This window comes from Pseudomonas mercuritolerans, assembly GCF_025706525.1.
Lineage (GTDB): Bacteria > Pseudomonadota > Gammaproteobacteria > Pseudomonadales > Pseudomonadaceae > Aquipseudomonas > Aquipseudomonas mercuritolerans.
This window is the reverse complement of the sequence record NZ_JAMSHA010000002.1, coordinates 167567-183574: the sequence shown is the minus strand read 5'-3', so window position 1 is coordinate 183574 and position 16008 is coordinate 167567. Positions and strand designations below refer to the sequence as shown.

General features: G+C 60.3%; 15 protein-coding genes. 9 read left to right on the top strand and 6 right to left on the bottom strand.

Features of this window, described 5'->3' with window-relative positions; translation table 11 throughout:
* Positions 1-35: 35 nt before the first annotated feature.
* The 5 genes from epd to fba all read left to right on the top strand — a co-directional run bounded on the left by epd (position 36) and on the right by fba (position 4238).
* Positions 36-1088, top strand: a complete 1053-nt coding sequence (epd, locus tag ND528_RS05570) for an erythrose-4-phosphate dehydrogenase (protein WP_130911661.1) — start codon at positions 36-38, stop codon at positions 1086-1088.
* A 12-nt stretch (positions 1089-1100) separates the two neighbouring features.
* Complete coding sequence (locus ND528_RS05565; protein WP_130911662.1) at positions 1101-2264, top strand: phosphoglycerate kinase; 1164 nt, start codon at positions 1101-1103, stop codon at positions 2262-2264.
* A 34-nt stretch (positions 2265-2298) separates the two neighbouring features.
* Positions 2299-2520 (top strand): hypothetical protein, encoded by a 222-nt coding sequence (locus ND528_RS05560; protein ID WP_016772786.1) that lies wholly within the window; start codon positions 2299-2301, stop codon positions 2518-2520.
* Positions 2521-2577: 57 nt separating this feature from the next.
* On the top strand, positions 2578-2910 hold the full coding sequence (locus tag ND528_RS05555; protein ID WP_130911663.1) for an MliC family protein: 333 nt from the start codon (positions 2578-2580) through the stop codon (positions 2908-2910).
* Between the two features lie 263 nt (positions 2911-3173).
* A complete protein-coding gene (fba, locus tag ND528_RS05550; protein WP_008081027.1) occupies positions 3174-4238 on the top strand; it encodes a class II fructose-bisphosphate aldolase in 1065 nt (354 codons plus the stop codon).
* A 149-nt stretch (positions 4239-4387) separates the two neighbouring features.
* Here fba and ND528_RS05545 read toward each other — a convergent pair whose 3' ends face one another.
* Positions 4388-4750 (bottom strand): DUF6124 family protein, encoded by a 363-nt coding sequence (locus tag ND528_RS05545; protein WP_263469876.1) that lies wholly within the window; start codon positions 4748-4750, stop codon positions 4388-4390.
* Between the two features lie 456 nt (positions 4751-5206).
* Positions 5207-5875, bottom strand: coding sequence for a polysaccharide lyase family 7 protein (locus ND528_RS05540; protein WP_016772792.1), 669 nt, complete (start codon positions 5873-5875; stop codon positions 5207-5209).
* A gap of 312 nt (positions 5876-6187) precedes the next feature.
* Between ND528_RS05540 and ND528_RS05535 the strand changes: the two genes are divergently transcribed.
* Genes ND528_RS05535 through ND528_RS05525 form a run of 3 tightly spaced genes read left to right on the top strand, consistent with a single transcriptional unit; the run spans position 6188 to position 9166 of the window.
* Positions 6188-8311, top strand: a complete 2124-nt coding sequence (locus ND528_RS05535) for a putative bifunctional diguanylate cyclase/phosphodiesterase (RefSeq protein WP_263469875.1) — start codon at positions 6188-6190, stop codon at positions 8309-8311.
* 45 nt (positions 8312-8356) lie between these two features.
* Positions 8357-8851 carry a M48 metallopeptidase family protein gene (locus ND528_RS05530; protein WP_263469874.1) on the top strand — a complete coding sequence of 165 codons (495 nt, stop codon included), beginning with the start codon at positions 8357-8359 and terminating at the stop codon, positions 8849-8851.
* Between the two features lie 18 nt (positions 8852-8869).
* A complete protein-coding gene (locus tag ND528_RS05525) occupies positions 8870-9166 on the top strand; it encodes a winged helix-turn-helix domain-containing protein (RefSeq protein ID WP_263469873.1) in 297 nt (98 codons plus the stop codon).
* Positions 9167-9262: 96 nt separating this feature from the next.
* Here the strand turns inward: ND528_RS05525 and ND528_RS05520 are convergent, their stop codons facing one another.
* A complete protein-coding gene (locus tag ND528_RS05520) occupies positions 9263-9715 on the bottom strand; it encodes a GNAT family N-acetyltransferase (protein ID WP_263469872.1) in 453 nt (150 codons plus the stop codon).
* A gap of 255 nt (positions 9716-9970) precedes the next feature.
* On the opposite strand from ND528_RS05520, the gene ND528_RS05515 reads away from it, so the two are divergent.
* On the top strand, positions 9971-10708 hold the full coding sequence (locus tag ND528_RS05515; protein ID WP_263469871.1) for a substrate-binding periplasmic protein: 738 nt from the start codon (positions 9971-9973) through the stop codon (positions 10706-10708).
* Positions 10709-10807: 99 nt separating this feature from the next.
* Here the strand turns inward: ND528_RS05515 and yccS are convergent, their stop codons facing one another.
* The 3 genes from yccS to dbpA all read right to left on the bottom strand — a co-directional run bounded on the left by yccS (position 10808) and on the right by dbpA (position 15930).
* On the bottom strand, positions 10808-12982 hold the full coding sequence (gene yccS, locus ND528_RS05510) for a YccS family putative transporter (protein WP_073476432.1): 2175 nt from the start codon (positions 12980-12982) through the stop codon (positions 10808-10810).
* A 230-nt stretch (positions 12983-13212) separates the two neighbouring features.
* Positions 13213-14391 (bottom strand): BaiN/RdsA family NAD(P)/FAD-dependent oxidoreductase, encoded by a 1179-nt coding sequence (locus ND528_RS05500; RefSeq protein WP_263469870.1) that lies wholly within the window; start codon positions 14389-14391, stop codon positions 13213-13215.
* 153 nt (positions 14392-14544) lie between these two features.
* Complete coding sequence (dbpA, locus tag ND528_RS05495; RefSeq protein WP_024014613.1) at positions 14545-15930, bottom strand: ATP-dependent RNA helicase DbpA; 1386 nt, start codon at positions 15928-15930, stop codon at positions 14545-14547.
* Positions 15931-16008 lie beyond the last annotated feature (78 nt).

Here is a 16008-nt window from a genome sequence, read left to right as displayed (position 1 = left end):
GCACTGCATGATTCACCACGGTAATCGAGAACCCCATGCCTCAACCGCGTCCCTACAAAGTTGCACTCAACGGCTACGGCCGCATTGGTCGTTGCGTCTTGCGGGCGTTGTTCGAGCGCGGCGCGCAGGCCGGGTTTGAAATTGTCGCGATCAACGATCTGGCCGACATGGCCAGCATCGAATACCTGACACGCTTCGACTCCACCCACGGCCGCTTTCCCGGCGAAGTGCGGGTTGAGGGCGATTGTCTGCATATCAATGGCGACTGCGTGAAGGTCTTGCGCAGTGCCACCCCTGAAGGCATCGATTGGGCGTCGCTGGGCGTCGATCTGGTGCTTGAGTGCTCTGGCGCTTACCACACCCGTGCCGATGGCCAGCGGTTTCTCGACGCCGGCGCACCGCGCGTGCTGTTCTCGCAGCCGATGGCCAGCGAAGCGGATGTCGACGCCACCATCGTCTACGGCGTCAATCAGGACTGCCTGACCGGCGACGAACTGCTGGTGTCCAACGCCTCCTGCACCACCAACTGCGGCGTGCCGCTGCTGCGTCTGCTCGATCAGGCGATCGGTCTGGATTACGTGTCGATCACCACGATTCACTCGGCAATGAACGATCAGCCAGTGATCGACGCTTATCACCACGAAGACCTGCGCCGCACGCGTTCGGCGTTCCAGTCGGTGATCCCGGTGTCCACTGGTCTGGCGCGTGGTATCGAGCGCCTGCTGCCGGAACTTGCCGGGCGAATTCAGGCCAAAGCCGTGCGCGTGCCGACAGTCAACGTGTCCTGCCTCGACATCACGATGCAGACCGCCACCGCGACTGACGCCAACGAGGTCAACCGGATCCTGCGCGAAGCCGCCACCAGCGGCCCGCTCAAAGGCCTTCTGGCCTACACCGAGTTGCCGCACGCCAGCTGTGATTTCAACCATGACCCACATTCGGCCATCGTCGATGCCAGTCAGACCCGTGTTTCCGGCCCCAAACTGGTGAACATCCTGGCCTGGTTCGACAACGAATGGGGTTTTGCCAACCGAATGCTGGACGTAGCAGACCACTATCTGCAAACAGCAACTTCAAAAAAACCGTAGGAAGTGCGACCCATGACCGTGTTGAAGATGTCCGACCTCGATCTGCAAGGTAAGCGCGTATTGATCCGCGAAGACCTCAACGTCCCCGTCAAGGACGGTGTTGTCACCAGCGACGCGCGCATCCTGGCTTCGCTGCCGACCATCAAGCTGGCCCTGGAAAAAGGCGCGGCAGTGATGGTCTGCTCGCACTTGGGCCGTCCTACCGAAGGCGAATTCTCCGCCGAGAACAGCCTGAAACCTGTTGCCGACTACCTGAGCAAGGCGCTCGGCCGCGAAGTGCCGCTGGTGGCTGACTACCTCGGCGGTGTCGAGGTCAAGGCTGGCGACATCGTGCTGTTCGAAAACGTGCGCTTCAACAAGGGCGAGAAAAAGAACGCCGACGACCTGGCCCAGCAATACGCGGCCCTGTGCGACGTGTTCGTGATGGACGCTTTCGGCACTGCTCACCGCGCCGAAGGTTCGACCCATGGTGTAGCCAAGTTCGCCAAAGTCGCTGCCGCTGGCCCGTTGCTGGCCGCTGAACTGGACGCACTGGGCAAAGCCCTGGGCGCACCGGCCAAGCCAATGGCGGCCATTGTTGCCGGCTCCAAGGTCTCGACCAAGCTCGACGTACTCAACAGCCTGAGCCAGATCTGCGATCAACTGATCGTCGGCGGCGGCATCGCCAACACCTTCCTCGCGGCCGCCGGCCACCCGGTTGGCAAATCGCTGTACGAACCGGACCTGCTCGACACCGCCCGTGAAATCGCGGCGAAAGTCAGCGTGCCGTTGCCGGTTGATGTCGTGGTTGCCAAGGAATTTGCCGAAAGCGCCGAAGCGACCGTCAAACTGATCGCTGACGTCGCGGCAGACGACATGATTCTCGATATCGGCCCGCAAACCGCGGCCAACTTCGCTGAACTGCTGAAATCGTCGAAAACCATTCTGTGGAACGGCCCGGTCGGCGTGTTCGAGTTCGATCAGTTCGGTAACGGCACCAAAGTGCTGGCCCTGGCTATCGCTGAAAGCTCGGCATTCTCCATTGCCGGCGGTGGCGACACCCTGGCGGCGATCGATAAATATGGCGTGGCTGAGCAGATCTCCTACATTTCCACCGGTGGTGGCGCGTTCCTCGAATTCGTCGAGGGCAAGGTGCTGCCTGCCGTTGAAGTCCTGGAAAGCCGGGCCAAGGCCTGAGGCCGCCCGTTTGGCCAGGCAAAGGAGTGTTCACATGGTCAAGTCATTAGCGCTGTTGTTGCTGACCGGTACGCTGGCGGCCTGCGGGAGCACCCCGAAGGCTGACGCGACGCCAGCACCGAGCGAGCCGCAGAAGGGCTGTTATCAGGCCGACTGGCAGGCCGAAACCAACCCGGTGCTGAACAAGCGCTCGGGCCCGGACGGCCTGGACAAATACGAGACGCAAACCCCGGTCAAGGAACATGGTTGTCCTTGACGGGTCTGACTCTTTAACTCAGGGCTGGCGGCGTGCGTCGTCAGTCGAGGAACACGGATGAAAGGCTTGATCGCCGTTGCGGCGTTGGCATTGTTAGGCGGTTGCGCGCAGTTGAACCTGTTTCAGGCGTCGGCCCCGGCGGACAACTGGACGACCTGGACCTGCGACAGCCAGGCCAAGGTGTTGTGGCGTTACGCCGATGCCGGCCAGAAGGCAGTCGACGTTCGCCTCGGCGGCGGTGATCAGGTCTATCGCCTGAAAGAAGAGCCGGGCGCCTCGGGCACGCTGTACAGCGATGGCATGCTGGCGTTTCACGTCAAGGGTGACGAAGGCCTGGTGTACTGGGTCGCCACCAATGACCTGATTGGCCGTGGTTGCAAGGCCGAGTAACACGATTGAATTGATGTACAGAGATCCAAATGTGGGAGCGAGCCTGCTCGCGAAAGCAATCTTGCCGTCGATGATGCAGTGTCTGTCAGACCGCTTTCGCGAGCAGGCTCGCTCCCACAGGGATTCTCTGTTGTTCACACAGTTTTGGTAACACCGAATCACCAGACCGGGCCTCAACCCCCGATCTGCATTAACTTGAATAGCCGCCGCCGCTCCGGCAGGCTGGCACGATCAACGACCCTCAACCGGGAGAGACACACACAATGGCACTTATCAGCATGCGCCAGATGCTGGACCACGCAGCCGAGTTCGGCTACGGCGTTCCAGCCTTCAACGTCAACAACCTTGAGCAGATGCGCGCCATCATGGAAGCCGCTGACAAGACTGACTCCCCGGTGATCGTCCAGGCTTCGGCCGGCGCCCGCAAATACGCCGGCGCGCCATTCCTGCGTCACCTGATCCTGGCCGCGATCGAAGAGTTCCCGCACATCCCGGTGTGCATGCACCAGGACCACGGCACCAGCCCTGACGTCTGCCAGCGTTCGATTCAACTGGGCTTCAGCTCGGTGATGATGGACGGCTCGCTGGGCGAAGACGGCAAGACCCCGACCGACTACGACTACAACGTCCGCGTTACCCAACAAACCGTGGCCATGGCCCACGCCTGCGGCGTTTCGGTAGAAGGCGAGCTGGGCTGCCTGGGTTCGCTGGAAACCGGCATGGCCGGTGAAGAAGACGGTATCGGCGCTGAAGGCGTTCTGGATCACAGCCAGATGCTGACCGACCCGGAAGAAGCCGCTGACTTCGTCAAGCGCACCCAGGTCGACGCCCTGGCCATCGCCATCGGCACCAGCCACGGCGCCTACAAGTTCACCAAGCCACCCACCGGCGACGTGCTGGCGATCGACCGTATCAAGGAAATCCACAAGCGCATCCCGAACACTCACCTAGTGATGCACGGTTCGTCCTCCGTGCCACAAGAGTGGCTGGCGATCATCAACCAGTACGGCGGCGACATCAAAGAAACCTACGGCGTCCCGGTTGAAGAAATCGTCGAAGGCATCAAGCACGGCGTGCGCAAGGTCAACATCGACACCGACCTGCGCCTGGCCTCCACCGGCGCCATGCGACGTCTGATGGCCACCAACCCGAGCGAATTCGACCCGCGTAAATTCTTCGGCGCCACCGTGACTGCGATGCGTGACGTGTGCATCGCGCGTTACGAAGCGTTTGGTACTGCGGGTAATGCTTCGAAGATCAAACCGATCTCGCTGGAGGCGATGTATCAGCGTTATCTGAAGGGTGAGTTGAACGCTAAGGTCAACTGAGCCTGAGGGTTGAGCTGATTAAAAGAAACCCGCCGAGAGGCGGGTTTTTTGTGGGCGTAATTAAACAAATATTTCCGCTATCTCTTCAAGCGTGGGCATGACTGCTGGATTGACGGTGAGCTCGTCGACGAAGAGTCCTTTATCAGTGACTACTCCTTCAGTTCAACGTGATCCAGTGCCTGATTCACTGCCAGTTCACCGAGCATGACGACCTGCGCGATCCCCAGCGCGGTTTTGCGATGCGAGTTGTCGAGCATCGCGGCGAAGTTGTTGAGCATGACGCTGGCTGAGCCCAAGGTTTCGCTGGCGTTGGCCAGCAGGGATTCGGTGTTGTATTTCGGGTTTGCGAAGTACATGGGCTCGGGTTCGTTGGTGCTCGCCATGATAAGGGCGGCGGGGTTGAGGTAGTGGTCGAGGGCGCGTTCGGCGGCGTCGTTGAGTTTTTTTGAGTCGAGGGATTCGTATGGCGAGGCCGGGTCGGTGGCCGGCGGATGTTGCGTTGATTTAGTCATTTGCTCGAAACCTGATTGGAGTGCCTCCGCTCTGGCTACTAATCAAAGTGGAGGCAACTGTACGCAGGTTAGTAGACCGGGGTTTCGAGCAAGCCGGCGCACCCGAAGGTGCCCTGCGCACAGCTGCCATCAAGCGCAGGAATCGAAATCCCCGACTGACAGATGCTTGTGCATCACGCTTGAAACCACGGGCTACTAAACCCGATCACTGGGAATCAGTGACACGAATCAAGTTACCGATGGCCCGCCAGGCGCACAAGCCGGCGAATTCTGGCGTAGTGGTAGGCAACGACGCAAGCTGTTGTAGGCATCCGGAAGTAACCGCTGACAGCTCTAAACAGCGCTGTTTAAAGGTAGGAGCTGCCGAAGGCTGCGATCTTTTGATTCTGTCTTTTTAGAATCAAAAACAAGATCAAAAGATCGCAGCCTCCGGCAGCTCCTACAGTAGGATTTGCGCTACTTGTCGTGATCAATATCCAGTTTGGTAAACGTCACCTGTCCACCCTCACTCGTATACCCAGTGTTGTCCTGCACATACACCCCAGCCTTGAAGTACAGCGGCTTGTCGCGCCAGGTCGCGCTGATTTGGGAGTCCCACTGATACCCCGCCGCACTCACGCCCAGGGCACCGCCGGGGCTCAAGTGGATGAGGTAGTTGAATTCGCGATCAAGCTTGACGCCGGTGGCGAGGGTGATGACGCGGCTTTCGGCGTCGTCCGGGCGCATGCGCACTTTGATCACCAGATTGCCGGTCTGGGTTTTCTCCTTGTACTGATATTCGAGCTTGACCATCGGCCGCTGGCTTTCGTACGCGTGGATCTGGCCAATGACGATCTTGCCCGAGCTCGGCACCTTGTTCACCGCGAGGGTGGCGCGTAGCAGGTTGTCGGCGTCCGGGTAGTACCAGTTGCGCAGGGTGCCGTTGCTGTAGGTTTCGCGCAGTTCGGTACGTGGGTAGATGGCGTTTTCGGTTTTCGAGCCGGTCACCGGGGACCAGAAGAACAGGGTGCCGGTGTCGGAATGGAAGTACTGATCCTTGAAGCCATCCACCAGTTTTGAGGTTTCGACGGTGTACGGCGGGCTGCCAACGGGAACGCTGAGGTTCCAGGTTGCGAGGTCGATCATGACGGTTCTTCCAATCAATTCATCCGGAACGCCGGTGCCAGAAGCTCTAGCCCGCGCGTTTTCGGGCGTCTTTATAAGCGTAGCGGCAATTTTTGTTAATGCCCGCCCGGCGATTACTTGACGTCAAAGTCCTGTCGAAATGCCATCCCGCCCGGTTTTCGGGGGCTGTAGCGGTGACCGTTAGTCGGCTGGGTTGAGCATTGTCTAAATGATGGCGGGATGACAGCTTCTGCTTTCACCGATCCGCGTCTAGAGTGAAGGCTCAGTACGTCTATGGTTTTGCCGGCAACCGGTCCCGATAAGAGAAGCAGCATGGAATGCGCGCAACCCCAGCCAGGTGAAGGCAGCTCGGTCCTTTTGATCGTCGATGATTACCCCGAAAATCTGATCAGCATGCGCGCGTTGCTGCAGCGTCAGGATTGGCACGTGATGACCGCCGCCTCGGGTTTCGAGGCGCTGAACCTTTTGCTCGAACACGACATCGACCTGGTCCTGCTCGATGTGCAGATGCCCGGCATGGACGGTTTCGAGGTCGCGCGCTTGATGCGCGGCAGCCAGCGCACGCGGCTGACGCCGATCATTTTCCTCACCGCCAACGAGCAATCCCAGGACGCCGTGATCAAGGGTTATGCCAGCGGCGCGGTGGATTACCTGTTCAAGCCATTCGATCCGCAAATCCTCAAGCCCAAGGTCCAGGCGCTGCTCGAGCACCAGCGCAATCGCCGTGCCTTGCAACGCCTGAGTCATGACCTGGAAGTGGCGCGCGCCTTCAATGCCTCGGTGCTGGACAACGCCGCCGAAGGCATTCTGGTATTGAGCGAGGACGGCGTGATCCGCTTTGCCAACCCGGCGATTTCGCGACTGCTCAATGCGCCGGTGAAGGATCTGGAAGGCAAGGAGTTTCTCGATTTCCTGCAGAAGCCGCACATTGCGTTGTGGGCCGATTCCGAGTTCTACGCCGGCTACCAACGTGGCGAAACCCTGCGCCTGCATGATGCGTTGTTGCGTACTGCGCCCGGGCAGCAAGTGCCGGTGGCCTTGTCCTGCGCGCCGCTGCCCTCGGAGCAGCACGCGATGGTGGTGACGGTGCTGGACATGTCGGTGGTGCGTCACTTGCACCAGCAATTGGAATTTCAGGCGGTGACCGATCCGCTGACCGGCCTGCTCAACCGGCGCGGGTTCTACCAGACCGTGGAAAACCTGTTGTTGCGCGGCGAACGCAGCGACAGCAGCTGGGTGCTGCTCTACCTCGATCTCGATGGCTTCAAACGGGTCAATGATTCCCTCGGCCATGACGCCGGCGACCGCGTGTTGCGTTGGGTCTCCGAACAATTGAAGGCGTGCCTGCGGCCGTTCGATATTCTCGCGCGCATGGGCGGCGATGAATTTACCGCGCTGCTGGATCTGGAGTTCCCCGAGCAAGCGGCGAAGATTGCGGAAAAGCTCATCGAACGGGTATCGGTCTGTCAGCAGATCGAAGGCCTGGATATCGTCCTTGGCGCCAGTATCGGCATCGCTACTTATCCCGACTGTGGCCGTAACCTCGACGGCTTGCTGCGCGCTTCGGACATTGCCATGTACGAAGCCAAGCGTGCCGGGCGCCAGCAATATCGCTTCTACGATCATGAAATGAACGGCCGCGCGCGCTCGCGTCTGATGCTTGAAGACAGCGTGCGCGAGGCCATCGAGAATCGTGATTTCAATCTGGTCTATCAACCGCAGGTTGCGATCGGCAGCGGGCAGATTCGCGGGTTCGAAGCGCTGCTGCGCTGGCAGCACCCGAGCGTCGGCGATGTGCCGCCGGGGTTGTTTCTGCCGTTGCTGGAAGAGGCGCGCCTGATCAGTCGCCTCGGCAGCTGGATCTACCACCGTGGCGCCGGCCAGCGCAAAGCCTGGGAAACCTTGTTCGCCGAAGATCTGGTGCTCGGCGTGAGCCTGAGCAACACCCAGTTCGGCCTGCCGAATCTGGTCACCGAATTGCGTCAGGTCATGGAACGCCATGCGCTGCAACCGCAGCAACTGGAAGTCGAGGTCACCGAAGAAGCGTTGATGCAAAACCCCGACGAAACCCGCAAGCAACTACGCTTGCTGCGTCATCTCGGGGTGCGTGTGGCACTGGATGATTTCGGTTCCGGGCCTTGCTCGCTGACGCATCTGCGCGATCTGGAACTGGACACGCTGAAGCTTGACCGCCACCTGATCGCGCGCCTGCCGGACTCGCCACGCGATGCGGCGCTGGTGCGCATGGTTCTCGACCTGTGCAAGCAATACAGTCTGCTGGTGATTGCCGAAGGGGTGGAAACCCTCGAGCAATATCAGTGGCTGCAAGCCCATGGCTGCGAATACGTGCAGGGCTTCCTCGTCGCGCGGCCGTTGATCGCCGAAGACGCGGTCAGCTTCGTTGAACCGTTTGACTGGAGCGCGTTGCCCGGTTGAATTCGCTACACTGGCGCACCTTTTTTCGAACCGTGCTGCCCGTCCATGACTGTGTTGAAGTACCTCCAGGCCTACCCCGCGCAATTGCAGGATCAGGTGCGTCAACTGATTGCCGAAGGGCGGCTGGGTGATTACCTCGATCAACGCTATTCGGGGCGACATGACGTGCAGAGCGACAAGGCCTTGTACAGTTACGCGCTGGATCTCAAGCAGCAGTACATGCGCAATGCGCCGGCCATCGACAAAGTGCTGTTCGACAACCGCCTCGACCTTACCCACCGCGCGCTCGGTCTGCACACCACGGTGTCACGGGTGCAGGGCGGCAAGCTCAAGGCCAACAAGGAAATCCGCATCGCCGCGCTGTTCAAGGACGCCGCGCCGGATTTTCTGAAGATGATCGTGGTGCACGAGCTGGCGCACTTCAAGGAATCGGACCACAACAAGGCGTTCTATAAACTGTGCGAGCACATGCTGCCGGGGTATCACCAGATCGAGTTCGATCTGCGTGTGTACCTGACGTGGCGGGATATGCAGGCTTGACCAATCAGGAAGGTGTGGATGGACGTCAGCAAGACCAAAAGCAGTTTCTATCGCCGTTTGTACGTGGCTTATCTGATCGATAGCGGCCTGGCGCCGAGTGTGCCGACGTTGACCGAAGTCACCGGCATGCCGCGACGCACGGCGCAGGACACGATTGCCGCGCTGGCCGATCTGGACATCATCTGTGAGTTCGAGCAGGAAGAGGGCGCGCGCAATCATGCCGGGCGCTATCGGATTCGCGATTGGGGTGCGATTGATCGCGGGTGGATCGAACGCAATTTGCGGCAGATAAAAGCGGTGCTGGAATACCCCTGATTCCTGCGCCGACGGTTCTAACGCCTTCGCGAGCAGGCTCGCTCCCACAATGGATATGCATTCCCTGTGGGAGCGAGCCTGCTCGCGAAAGGGCCTTCAGGACCGACGCATCCCGATGTGCGGAATGTCATCCTCGAGATATTCCTCGCCGACTGCGACAAACCCGTACTTGCCGTAATACCCCTGCAGATGCGCCTGCGCCGACAGATAAATCGGAACCTGCGGCCAGTGCTTCTCGGCCTGTTTCAGTGCCTGTTCCATCATCGCGTGGCCCAGCCCCTTGCCACGCCCGGCAGGGGCGGTGATCACCCGGCCAATCACCACGTCGCCGCCTTGGGATTCCGGGTCCAGCAGGCGCAGGTATGCCATCAACTGATCGTCTTCCCAACCCATCAGATGATGGGTATCGCCCTCCAGGTCCTGGCCGTCGAGGTCCGGATAGGCGCATTTCTGTTCGACCACGAACACATCCGAGCGCAGCTTCAATAATGCGTACAACTGCTCTTTGCCCAGATCGCTGTGATGTTTGCAGATCCACTCGATTGTCATTTTGCGATTCCTTGACGATGTCGCCCGATACTAAGCGCAGCAGCGCCGTATGTCTGTATGGCGCAACAGTCTGTGATAAAGGTCAAAATGCCACTATTCCTTTCTCGCGCTGGCTGCGACTTTGTGTAATCTGCTCCAGAGCACTGTCCACTGGCTCCCATGAGCTAATGTTCAATGCTTGGGTTTTGCCGGTAAGGGGCCTTGGGTTTTGACGTGAAACCACGTCGGGCGGTTGCCCGCTGAGGATGTTCAAGCATGCTGCGATTGCTTCAAGCCGTTGCTTTGATCGGACTGCTGGTGCTCGGCCAGGATGCTGCGGCGCAGAAGCTGCGGCTGGCGTTCGATAACTGGCCGCCATTTACCGACGATGCACTGGTCAACGGTGGCCTGGCCACCGACATTGTCAGCACCGCACTGGCTCGCGCCGGTTATGCCAGCGGTTACGAACAGGTGCCTTGGGCGCGGGCGTTGCTGGGGATTGGCGAGGGGCGTTACGACGTTCTGGTCAACGCCTGGTACAACGAGGAGCGCACGCAGATCGGCCAGTTTTCCGGTGAGTACCTGATCAACCGCATCCGCTTCCTCAAGCGTAAAGACGCACCTATTGAATACAACAGCCTCGAGCAACTGCACACCTATCCGATTGCAGTGGTGCGCGGGTACGCCTATTCCGCACCGTTCGATGCCGACACGGCGATGCAGAAAGTCCCTGTGCACAACTTCGCCATGGGCGTGCGCATGCTCGCGGCGGACCGGGTCAAGCTGACCCTGGAAGACGAATACGTGGCCAAGTATTACCTGGCGCGGGAATCGGCCAAGGTACGCAATTCGGTGGAGTTTTTACCCAAGCCGTTGAGTGAGAACAGCCTGCATATTCTGGTCAGCCTGAAGAATCCGCAGCATGAGCAGATCGTCGCCGGGTTTGACCGGGCGATTGCAGCGATGAAGGCTGACGGGACTTATGAGAAGTTATTGCGGCGGCATGGAATGTAGTTGGGAGCTACAAGCTTCAAGCGGCAAGCTGCAAGTTAGAAGCCGGGTAGCGTTTGGCTTGTAGCTTGTAGCTTGCAGCTTGCAGCTTGCAGCTTGCAGCTAGACCTCTTTGATCAAATGCGCCGCCAATGTCCGAAGCGGTCCCAACTGCCGGCAAATCAGGGCCAGCTGCGTCTGCACCAACCGCTGCCCTTCATCGATTTCATCCGGCATCTGCTCCAGCTCATTGGCCAGCGCTTCTTCTTCATCACTCTGAATTGCAATCGGTTGCTTGCTCGCAAGGCCTTGGGCGATTTCGTCGATGCTGGTCGCCAGTTTCACCCCGGCGCCTTCGATCAGATGCTCCCGCACCTCCGCTGGCAACTGTGTTTCGCGGTGCGCGCCGAGCCCTGACAAATAGCTGAGCAACGTGTGCGACAGCACCAGGAAGCGGAAGCCGACATCCGCCTCCTTACGGAAGTGTCCCGGCTCCATGAGCATGTTCGCCAGTGTCGTCGACAGTGCGGCATCGGCGTTATGGGCGTTGCGTCGGGCCAGGCGATAGGCCAGGTCATCGCTCTTGCCGGCGGCGTATTGCTGCATGATCTGGCGCAGGTAGATGCTGTTGCAGGTCAGGGTGTTGGCCAGCACTTTGTTCAGGCGCCGACCCTGCCAGTCCGGCAGGAACAGGAACACCGCCAGCCCGGCAATCAGGCTGCCCAACAGCGTATCGAACAGCCGTGGCAGAAACAGCCCGTAGCCATCGCCGACCTGATTGAAGCAGAACAGCACCATGATCGTGATCGCCGCCGTCGCCAGGGTGTAGCGGGTGGTGCGGTTGGTAAAGAACACCACGCCGGCAGCGATGGCGAAGCACGATTGCACTACCGGGTTGGGGAACAGATCGAACAGCGCCCAGGCCACCGTCAGGCCAATGGCCGTGCCGATGATCCGCTGGCCGAGCTTACGCCGGGTGGCGCCGTAGTTCGGCTGGCAGACGAACAGCGTGGTGAGAATGATCCAGTAGCCTTGCGACGGGTGGATCAGGTGCACCATGCCGTAGCCGATGCTCAGTGCCAGCGGCAGGCGCAGGGCATGACGGAACAGCAGCGAAGTCGGCGTCAGTTGCGTGCGCAGGCGAATCCACACGTCCTTGAGATTGCGCGGTGAGCGGTCGAGCAGGCTGCTGTCGGTGGCGTCCGCCAGGGCATCGGGGTTGCTGGCATCGCTGAGCAGGCGGTCGAGGGTGCCGAGGTTGGCCGCCAGTGCGCGTAGCGAGCGCAGCAGGCCGCGCCATGCCGGGTTGCTCTGGATGCGCAAGTGTTCGAGGGAGGCGTGCAGGTCGTTCAGGGCTTCGGCGAAACTTGCGTCGTAGATGAACGGCTGGCGCATCTGGATTGACTCGGCCAAGGCCCGGCAGGCCTTGCCTTGCTGGCGCAGCAGGCGCTGGCAGCGGAACAGCACGTCGCTGTGGAAGAACGCCTCGGCCAGCGCGTTGTAAGGGTAGTGCGAAGAGCTGGCGCGTTCGTGGATGTCCTGCGCGAGGAAATACAGCTTCAGATAACGGCTGACTTTCGAGCCCGGTCGACCGTTGCCGACACGGTGCAGGATGATTTCCTTGGCCGTGTTCAGTGCGGCGACCACCCGGCCATTCTGCTGCGCCAGTTCGAGGCGGCGGGCTTCGACGTCCATCTGCCGGATCGGCTCGAACAGCGAGGATTTCAGCTTCAGATACAGGCCCAGTTCACGGAACAGCCGCGCCAGACTTTGCTGCACCGGTTGATTGGAAAACAGCGCCTGCCATAGGACCGAGAGCAGGCCGTACCACGCCGCGCCGGCGACCAGCAGCATCGGTTCGTGCCAGAAATCGGTAACCGCGCCGCCGCGCTGATCAACGCCGATCATCGTGTAGACCGAGAGAATCAGCGTCGCCGAGGCGATCGCACCGTAACGCTCGCCCAGCGCGCCGAGCATGGTCAGACCGAAACTGGCCAGCGCCAGGGCCACGGCGAAAATGATCGGGTAGGGGAAGAGCAATTCCACCGACAGCGCGGCGATGCTGAAACACACCAGCGTCACCGCCAAGGCGTTGAGGCGACCCTGCCAACTGTCGTCGGTCTCGGCCAGGGCGCTGGCGATGATGCCGAGGAACAACGGGATCAGCAGGCCCATTTCATCCTGATACCAGCACAGCGCCATGCTGCCGGTCAGGGCGATGAATACCCGCACGCTGTAGCTGAATTTATCCAGCGCCCACAGGCGCCGCAAAGACTGACGAAACGAGGTCGAGGACATGAAGTGCGAAGGCCTTCCGAGGCGATGCCGCTAAATTGAGCCAGTAATGACGCCGACGCAATGGCGCCGAGCACATCTGACAGCAAAAAGTGTTCCTTTTACTTACACCACAAACCATTGTGGGAGCGAGCCTGCTCGCGAAAGCGGAGTGTCATTCAACATTGATGTCGACTGGTACACCGCATTCGCGAGCAGGCTCGCTCCCACAGGGTTTTGTATTTAGCCTTGAGTTAAGCGTACTGCGCCGCGGCGTAACCAGAGGCCCAGGCCCATTGGAAATTGAAGCCGCCCAGGTGCCCGGTGACGTCGAGCACTTCACCAATGAAGTACAGGCCGGGGCTTTTCAGCGATTCCATGGTCTTGGACGACACCTCGCGGGTATCGACGCCACCCAGAGTCACCTCAGCCGTGCGATAGCCCTCAGTCCCCGCCGGCACGACTTTCCAGCTGCCGAGCTTCTCGGCAATCTCCCCGAGTTCGGCGTGGGTGTACTGCTTCATTGGTTTGGAAACGAACCAGTTGTCCGCCAGCAGATTGGCCATTTTCTTGGTGAAGATCTCGCCAAGCAAAGTCTTCAGCTCGCTGTTCGGACGCTCGGCGACTTGCTGTTGCAACCAGCTCGCCGCGTCGTGATCCGGCAGCAGGTTGATCTCTACCGTATCGCCAGACTCCCAGAACGAGGAAATCTGCAGAATCGCCGGGCCGCTGAGGCCACGGTGAGTGAACAGAATATTCTCGCGAAAGCTCTGGTCATTGCAGCTGACCAGACAATCCACCGAGGTGCCGGACAGCTCTGTGCACAACTCCTTGAGCTGGTCGGTGATGGTGAATGGCACCAGGCCGGCGCGGGTTGGCAGCAGCTCATGGCCGAACTGTTTGGCGACCTGATAACCGAAACCGGTAGCACCGAGAGTCGGGATCGACAGGCCTCCGGTAGCGATCACCAGCGACTGGCACTGGACTTGGCCGAGGGTGGTGTCGAGCAGATAACCGCTGTCGGTTTTTTCGATGGTCTGGATCGAGGTGTCCAGGTGCAGCTCGACGCCGGCCTGATCGCATTCATCAAGGAGCATGCCGAGGATGTCGCTGGATTTGTTATCGCAGAACAGCTGGCCGAGTTTCTTCTCGTGGTACGGCACGCCATGTTTGCCGACCAGGCCGATGAAATCCCACTGGGTGTAACGCGCCAGCGCCGATTTGCAGAAATGCGGATTCTGCGAGAGGAAATTGCTCGGTTCGGTATACATGTTGGTGAAATTGCAGCGACCGCCGCCGGACATGAGGATTTTCTTGCCGGCCTTGTTCGCGTGGTCGAGCAGCAACACCTGACGCCCGCGCCCGGCGGCGGTCAGGGCACACATCAAGCCGGCCGCGCCAGCGCCAATGATCACGACTTCGGTAGAGCGCAAAACGGTGTCCTCTTGGTGGGTCGCTACAAAACAAACTGTGGGAGCGAGCCTGCTCGCGAAAGCGTTGTGTCATTCAACAATGATGTCGACTGACAGATTGCATTCGCGAGCAGGCTCGCTCCCACAGGGGATCTCCTCTGGATGGAAGATCGCTTACAGAATACGCACGCGCAACGAGCGGCCCTTGATCTTGCCGTCGTTCAGGCGCTGCAAGGCCTGCATGGCCACGGTGCGCTCGACAGCGACGTAAGCCTGGAAATCGAAGATCGCGATCTTGCCGACCTGCGCACCGGGAATGCCCGCTTCGCCGGTCAGTGCGCCAAGAATGTCGCCCGGGCGCACTTTGTCTTTGCGGCCAGCGCCGATGCACAGGGTAGTCATCGGCGGTTGCAGCGGCGCCAGGCCCTGGGACTTGAGGTTGTCGATCTGATCCCAGTTCAGCGGCGCTTTCTGCAGTTGTTCGATGGCTTGCGCACGATGAGCTTCGGACGGCGCGACCAGGCTGATGGCGATGCCTTTCTCGCCCGCGCGACCGGTACGGCCGACGCGGTGGATGTGGATTTCCGAATCGCGCGCCAGCTCGACATTGATCACCATGTCCAGCGCATCGATGTCCAGACCACGGGCGGCGACGTCGGTGGCAACCAGCACCGAGGTGCTGCGGTTGGCGAACATCGCCAACACCTGATCGCGGTCACGCTGTTCCAGATCGCCGTGCAGGCCGACGGCGGAAATGCCTTTGGCGGTCAGGTGATCGACGGTTTCCTGCACTTGCTGCTTAGTGAAGCAGAACGCCACGCAGGACGCCGGACGGAAGTGGTGCAGGACTTTGGTCACCGCGCTCATGCGCTCTTCCGGGGAAATCTCGTAGAAGCGCTGCTCGATCTGCGTGTCGTCGTGGAAGGCTTCAGCCTTGACGGTCTGCGGATCGCGCATGAATTTCGAGGCCAGTTGCTTGATGCCCACCGGGTAGGTCGCGGAGAACAGCAGAGTCTGCCGGCGCTCGGGGGTCTTGATGATGATGTCTTCGATCGCGTCGTAGAAGCCCATGTCGAGCATGCGGTCGGCTTCGTCGAGGATCAGCGTGTTCAGGCCATCGAGCACCAGCGAACCCTTGCGCAAGTGCTGCTGAATGCGCCCCGGGGTGCCGACGATGATGTGTGCGCCGTGTTCCAGCGAAGCGATCTGCGGGCCGAACGACACGCCGCCGCACAGGGTCAGGACCTTGATGTTGTCTTCGGCGCGGGCCAGACGGCGGACTTCCTTGGCCACCTGGTCGGCCAGCTCGCGGGTCGGGCAGATCACCAGCGCCTGGCAACCGAAGTAGCGCGGGTTGATCGGGTTGAGCAGGCCGATGCCGAATGCGGCGGTCTTGCCGCTGCCGGTCTTGGCCTGGGCGATAAGGTCCATTCCCTTGAGGATCACCGGCAAGCTCTGCGCCTGGATCGGCGTCATCTGGGCATAACCGAGTGATTCGAGGTTAGCCAGCATGGCGGCGGACAGCGGCAGAGTATTAAAAGCGGTGGCGATGGTGGTCACGGGACTGGCCTGCAAAACAAAATGTCGCGCAGTGTAGCAGCCCCTTGCCAGTTTCCTCGACAGTTCTGGACGAACAGC

Excerpts from the sequence above, each read along its gene's own strand:
- epd (WP_130911661.1), top strand. The coding sequence starts at position 36 with ATGCCTCAACCGCGTCCCTACAAAGTTGCACTCAACGGCTACGGCCGC.
- ND528_RS05555 (WP_130911663.1), top strand. The coding sequence starts at position 2,578 with ATGAAAGGCTTGATCGCCGTTGCGGCGTTGGCATTGTTAGGCGGTTGC.
- ND528_RS05565 (WP_130911662.1), top strand. The coding sequence starts at position 1,101 with ATGACCGTGTTGAAGATGTCCGACCTCGATCTGCAAGGTAAGCGCGTA.
- ND528_RS05560 (WP_016772786.1), top strand. The coding sequence starts at position 2,299 with ATGGTCAAGTCATTAGCGCTGTTGTTGCTGACCGGTACGCTGGCGGCC.
- ND528_RS05540 (WP_016772792.1), bottom strand. The coding sequence starts at position 5,875 with ATGATCGACCTCGCAACCTGGAACCTCAGCGTTCCCGTTGGCAGCCCG.
- ND528_RS05545 (WP_263469876.1), bottom strand. The coding sequence starts at position 4,750 with ATGACTAAATCAACGCAACATCCGCCGGCCACCGACCCGGCCTCGCCA.
- ND528_RS05515 (WP_263469871.1), top strand. The coding sequence starts at position 9,971 with ATGCTGCGATTGCTTCAAGCCGTTGCTTTGATCGGACTGCTGGTGCTC.
- ND528_RS05520 (WP_263469872.1), bottom strand. The coding sequence starts at position 9,715 with ATGACAATCGAGTGGATCTGCAAACATCACAGCGATCTGGGCAAAGAG.
- ND528_RS05530 (WP_263469874.1), top strand. The coding sequence starts at position 8,357 with ATGACTGTGTTGAAGTACCTCCAGGCCTACCCCGCGCAATTGCAGGAT.
- ND528_RS05535 (WP_263469875.1), top strand. The coding sequence starts at position 6,188 with ATGGAATGCGCGCAACCCCAGCCAGGTGAAGGCAGCTCGGTCCTTTTG.
- ND528_RS05525 (WP_263469873.1), top strand. The coding sequence starts at position 8,870 with ATGGACGTCAGCAAGACCAAAAGCAGTTTCTATCGCCGTTTGTACGTG.
- yccS (WP_073476432.1), bottom strand. The coding sequence starts at position 12,982 with ATGTCCTCGACCTCGTTTCGTCAGTCTTTGCGGCGCCTGTGGGCGCTG.
- fba (WP_008081027.1), top strand. The coding sequence starts at position 3,174 with ATGGCACTTATCAGCATGCGCCAGATGCTGGACCACGCAGCCGAGTTC.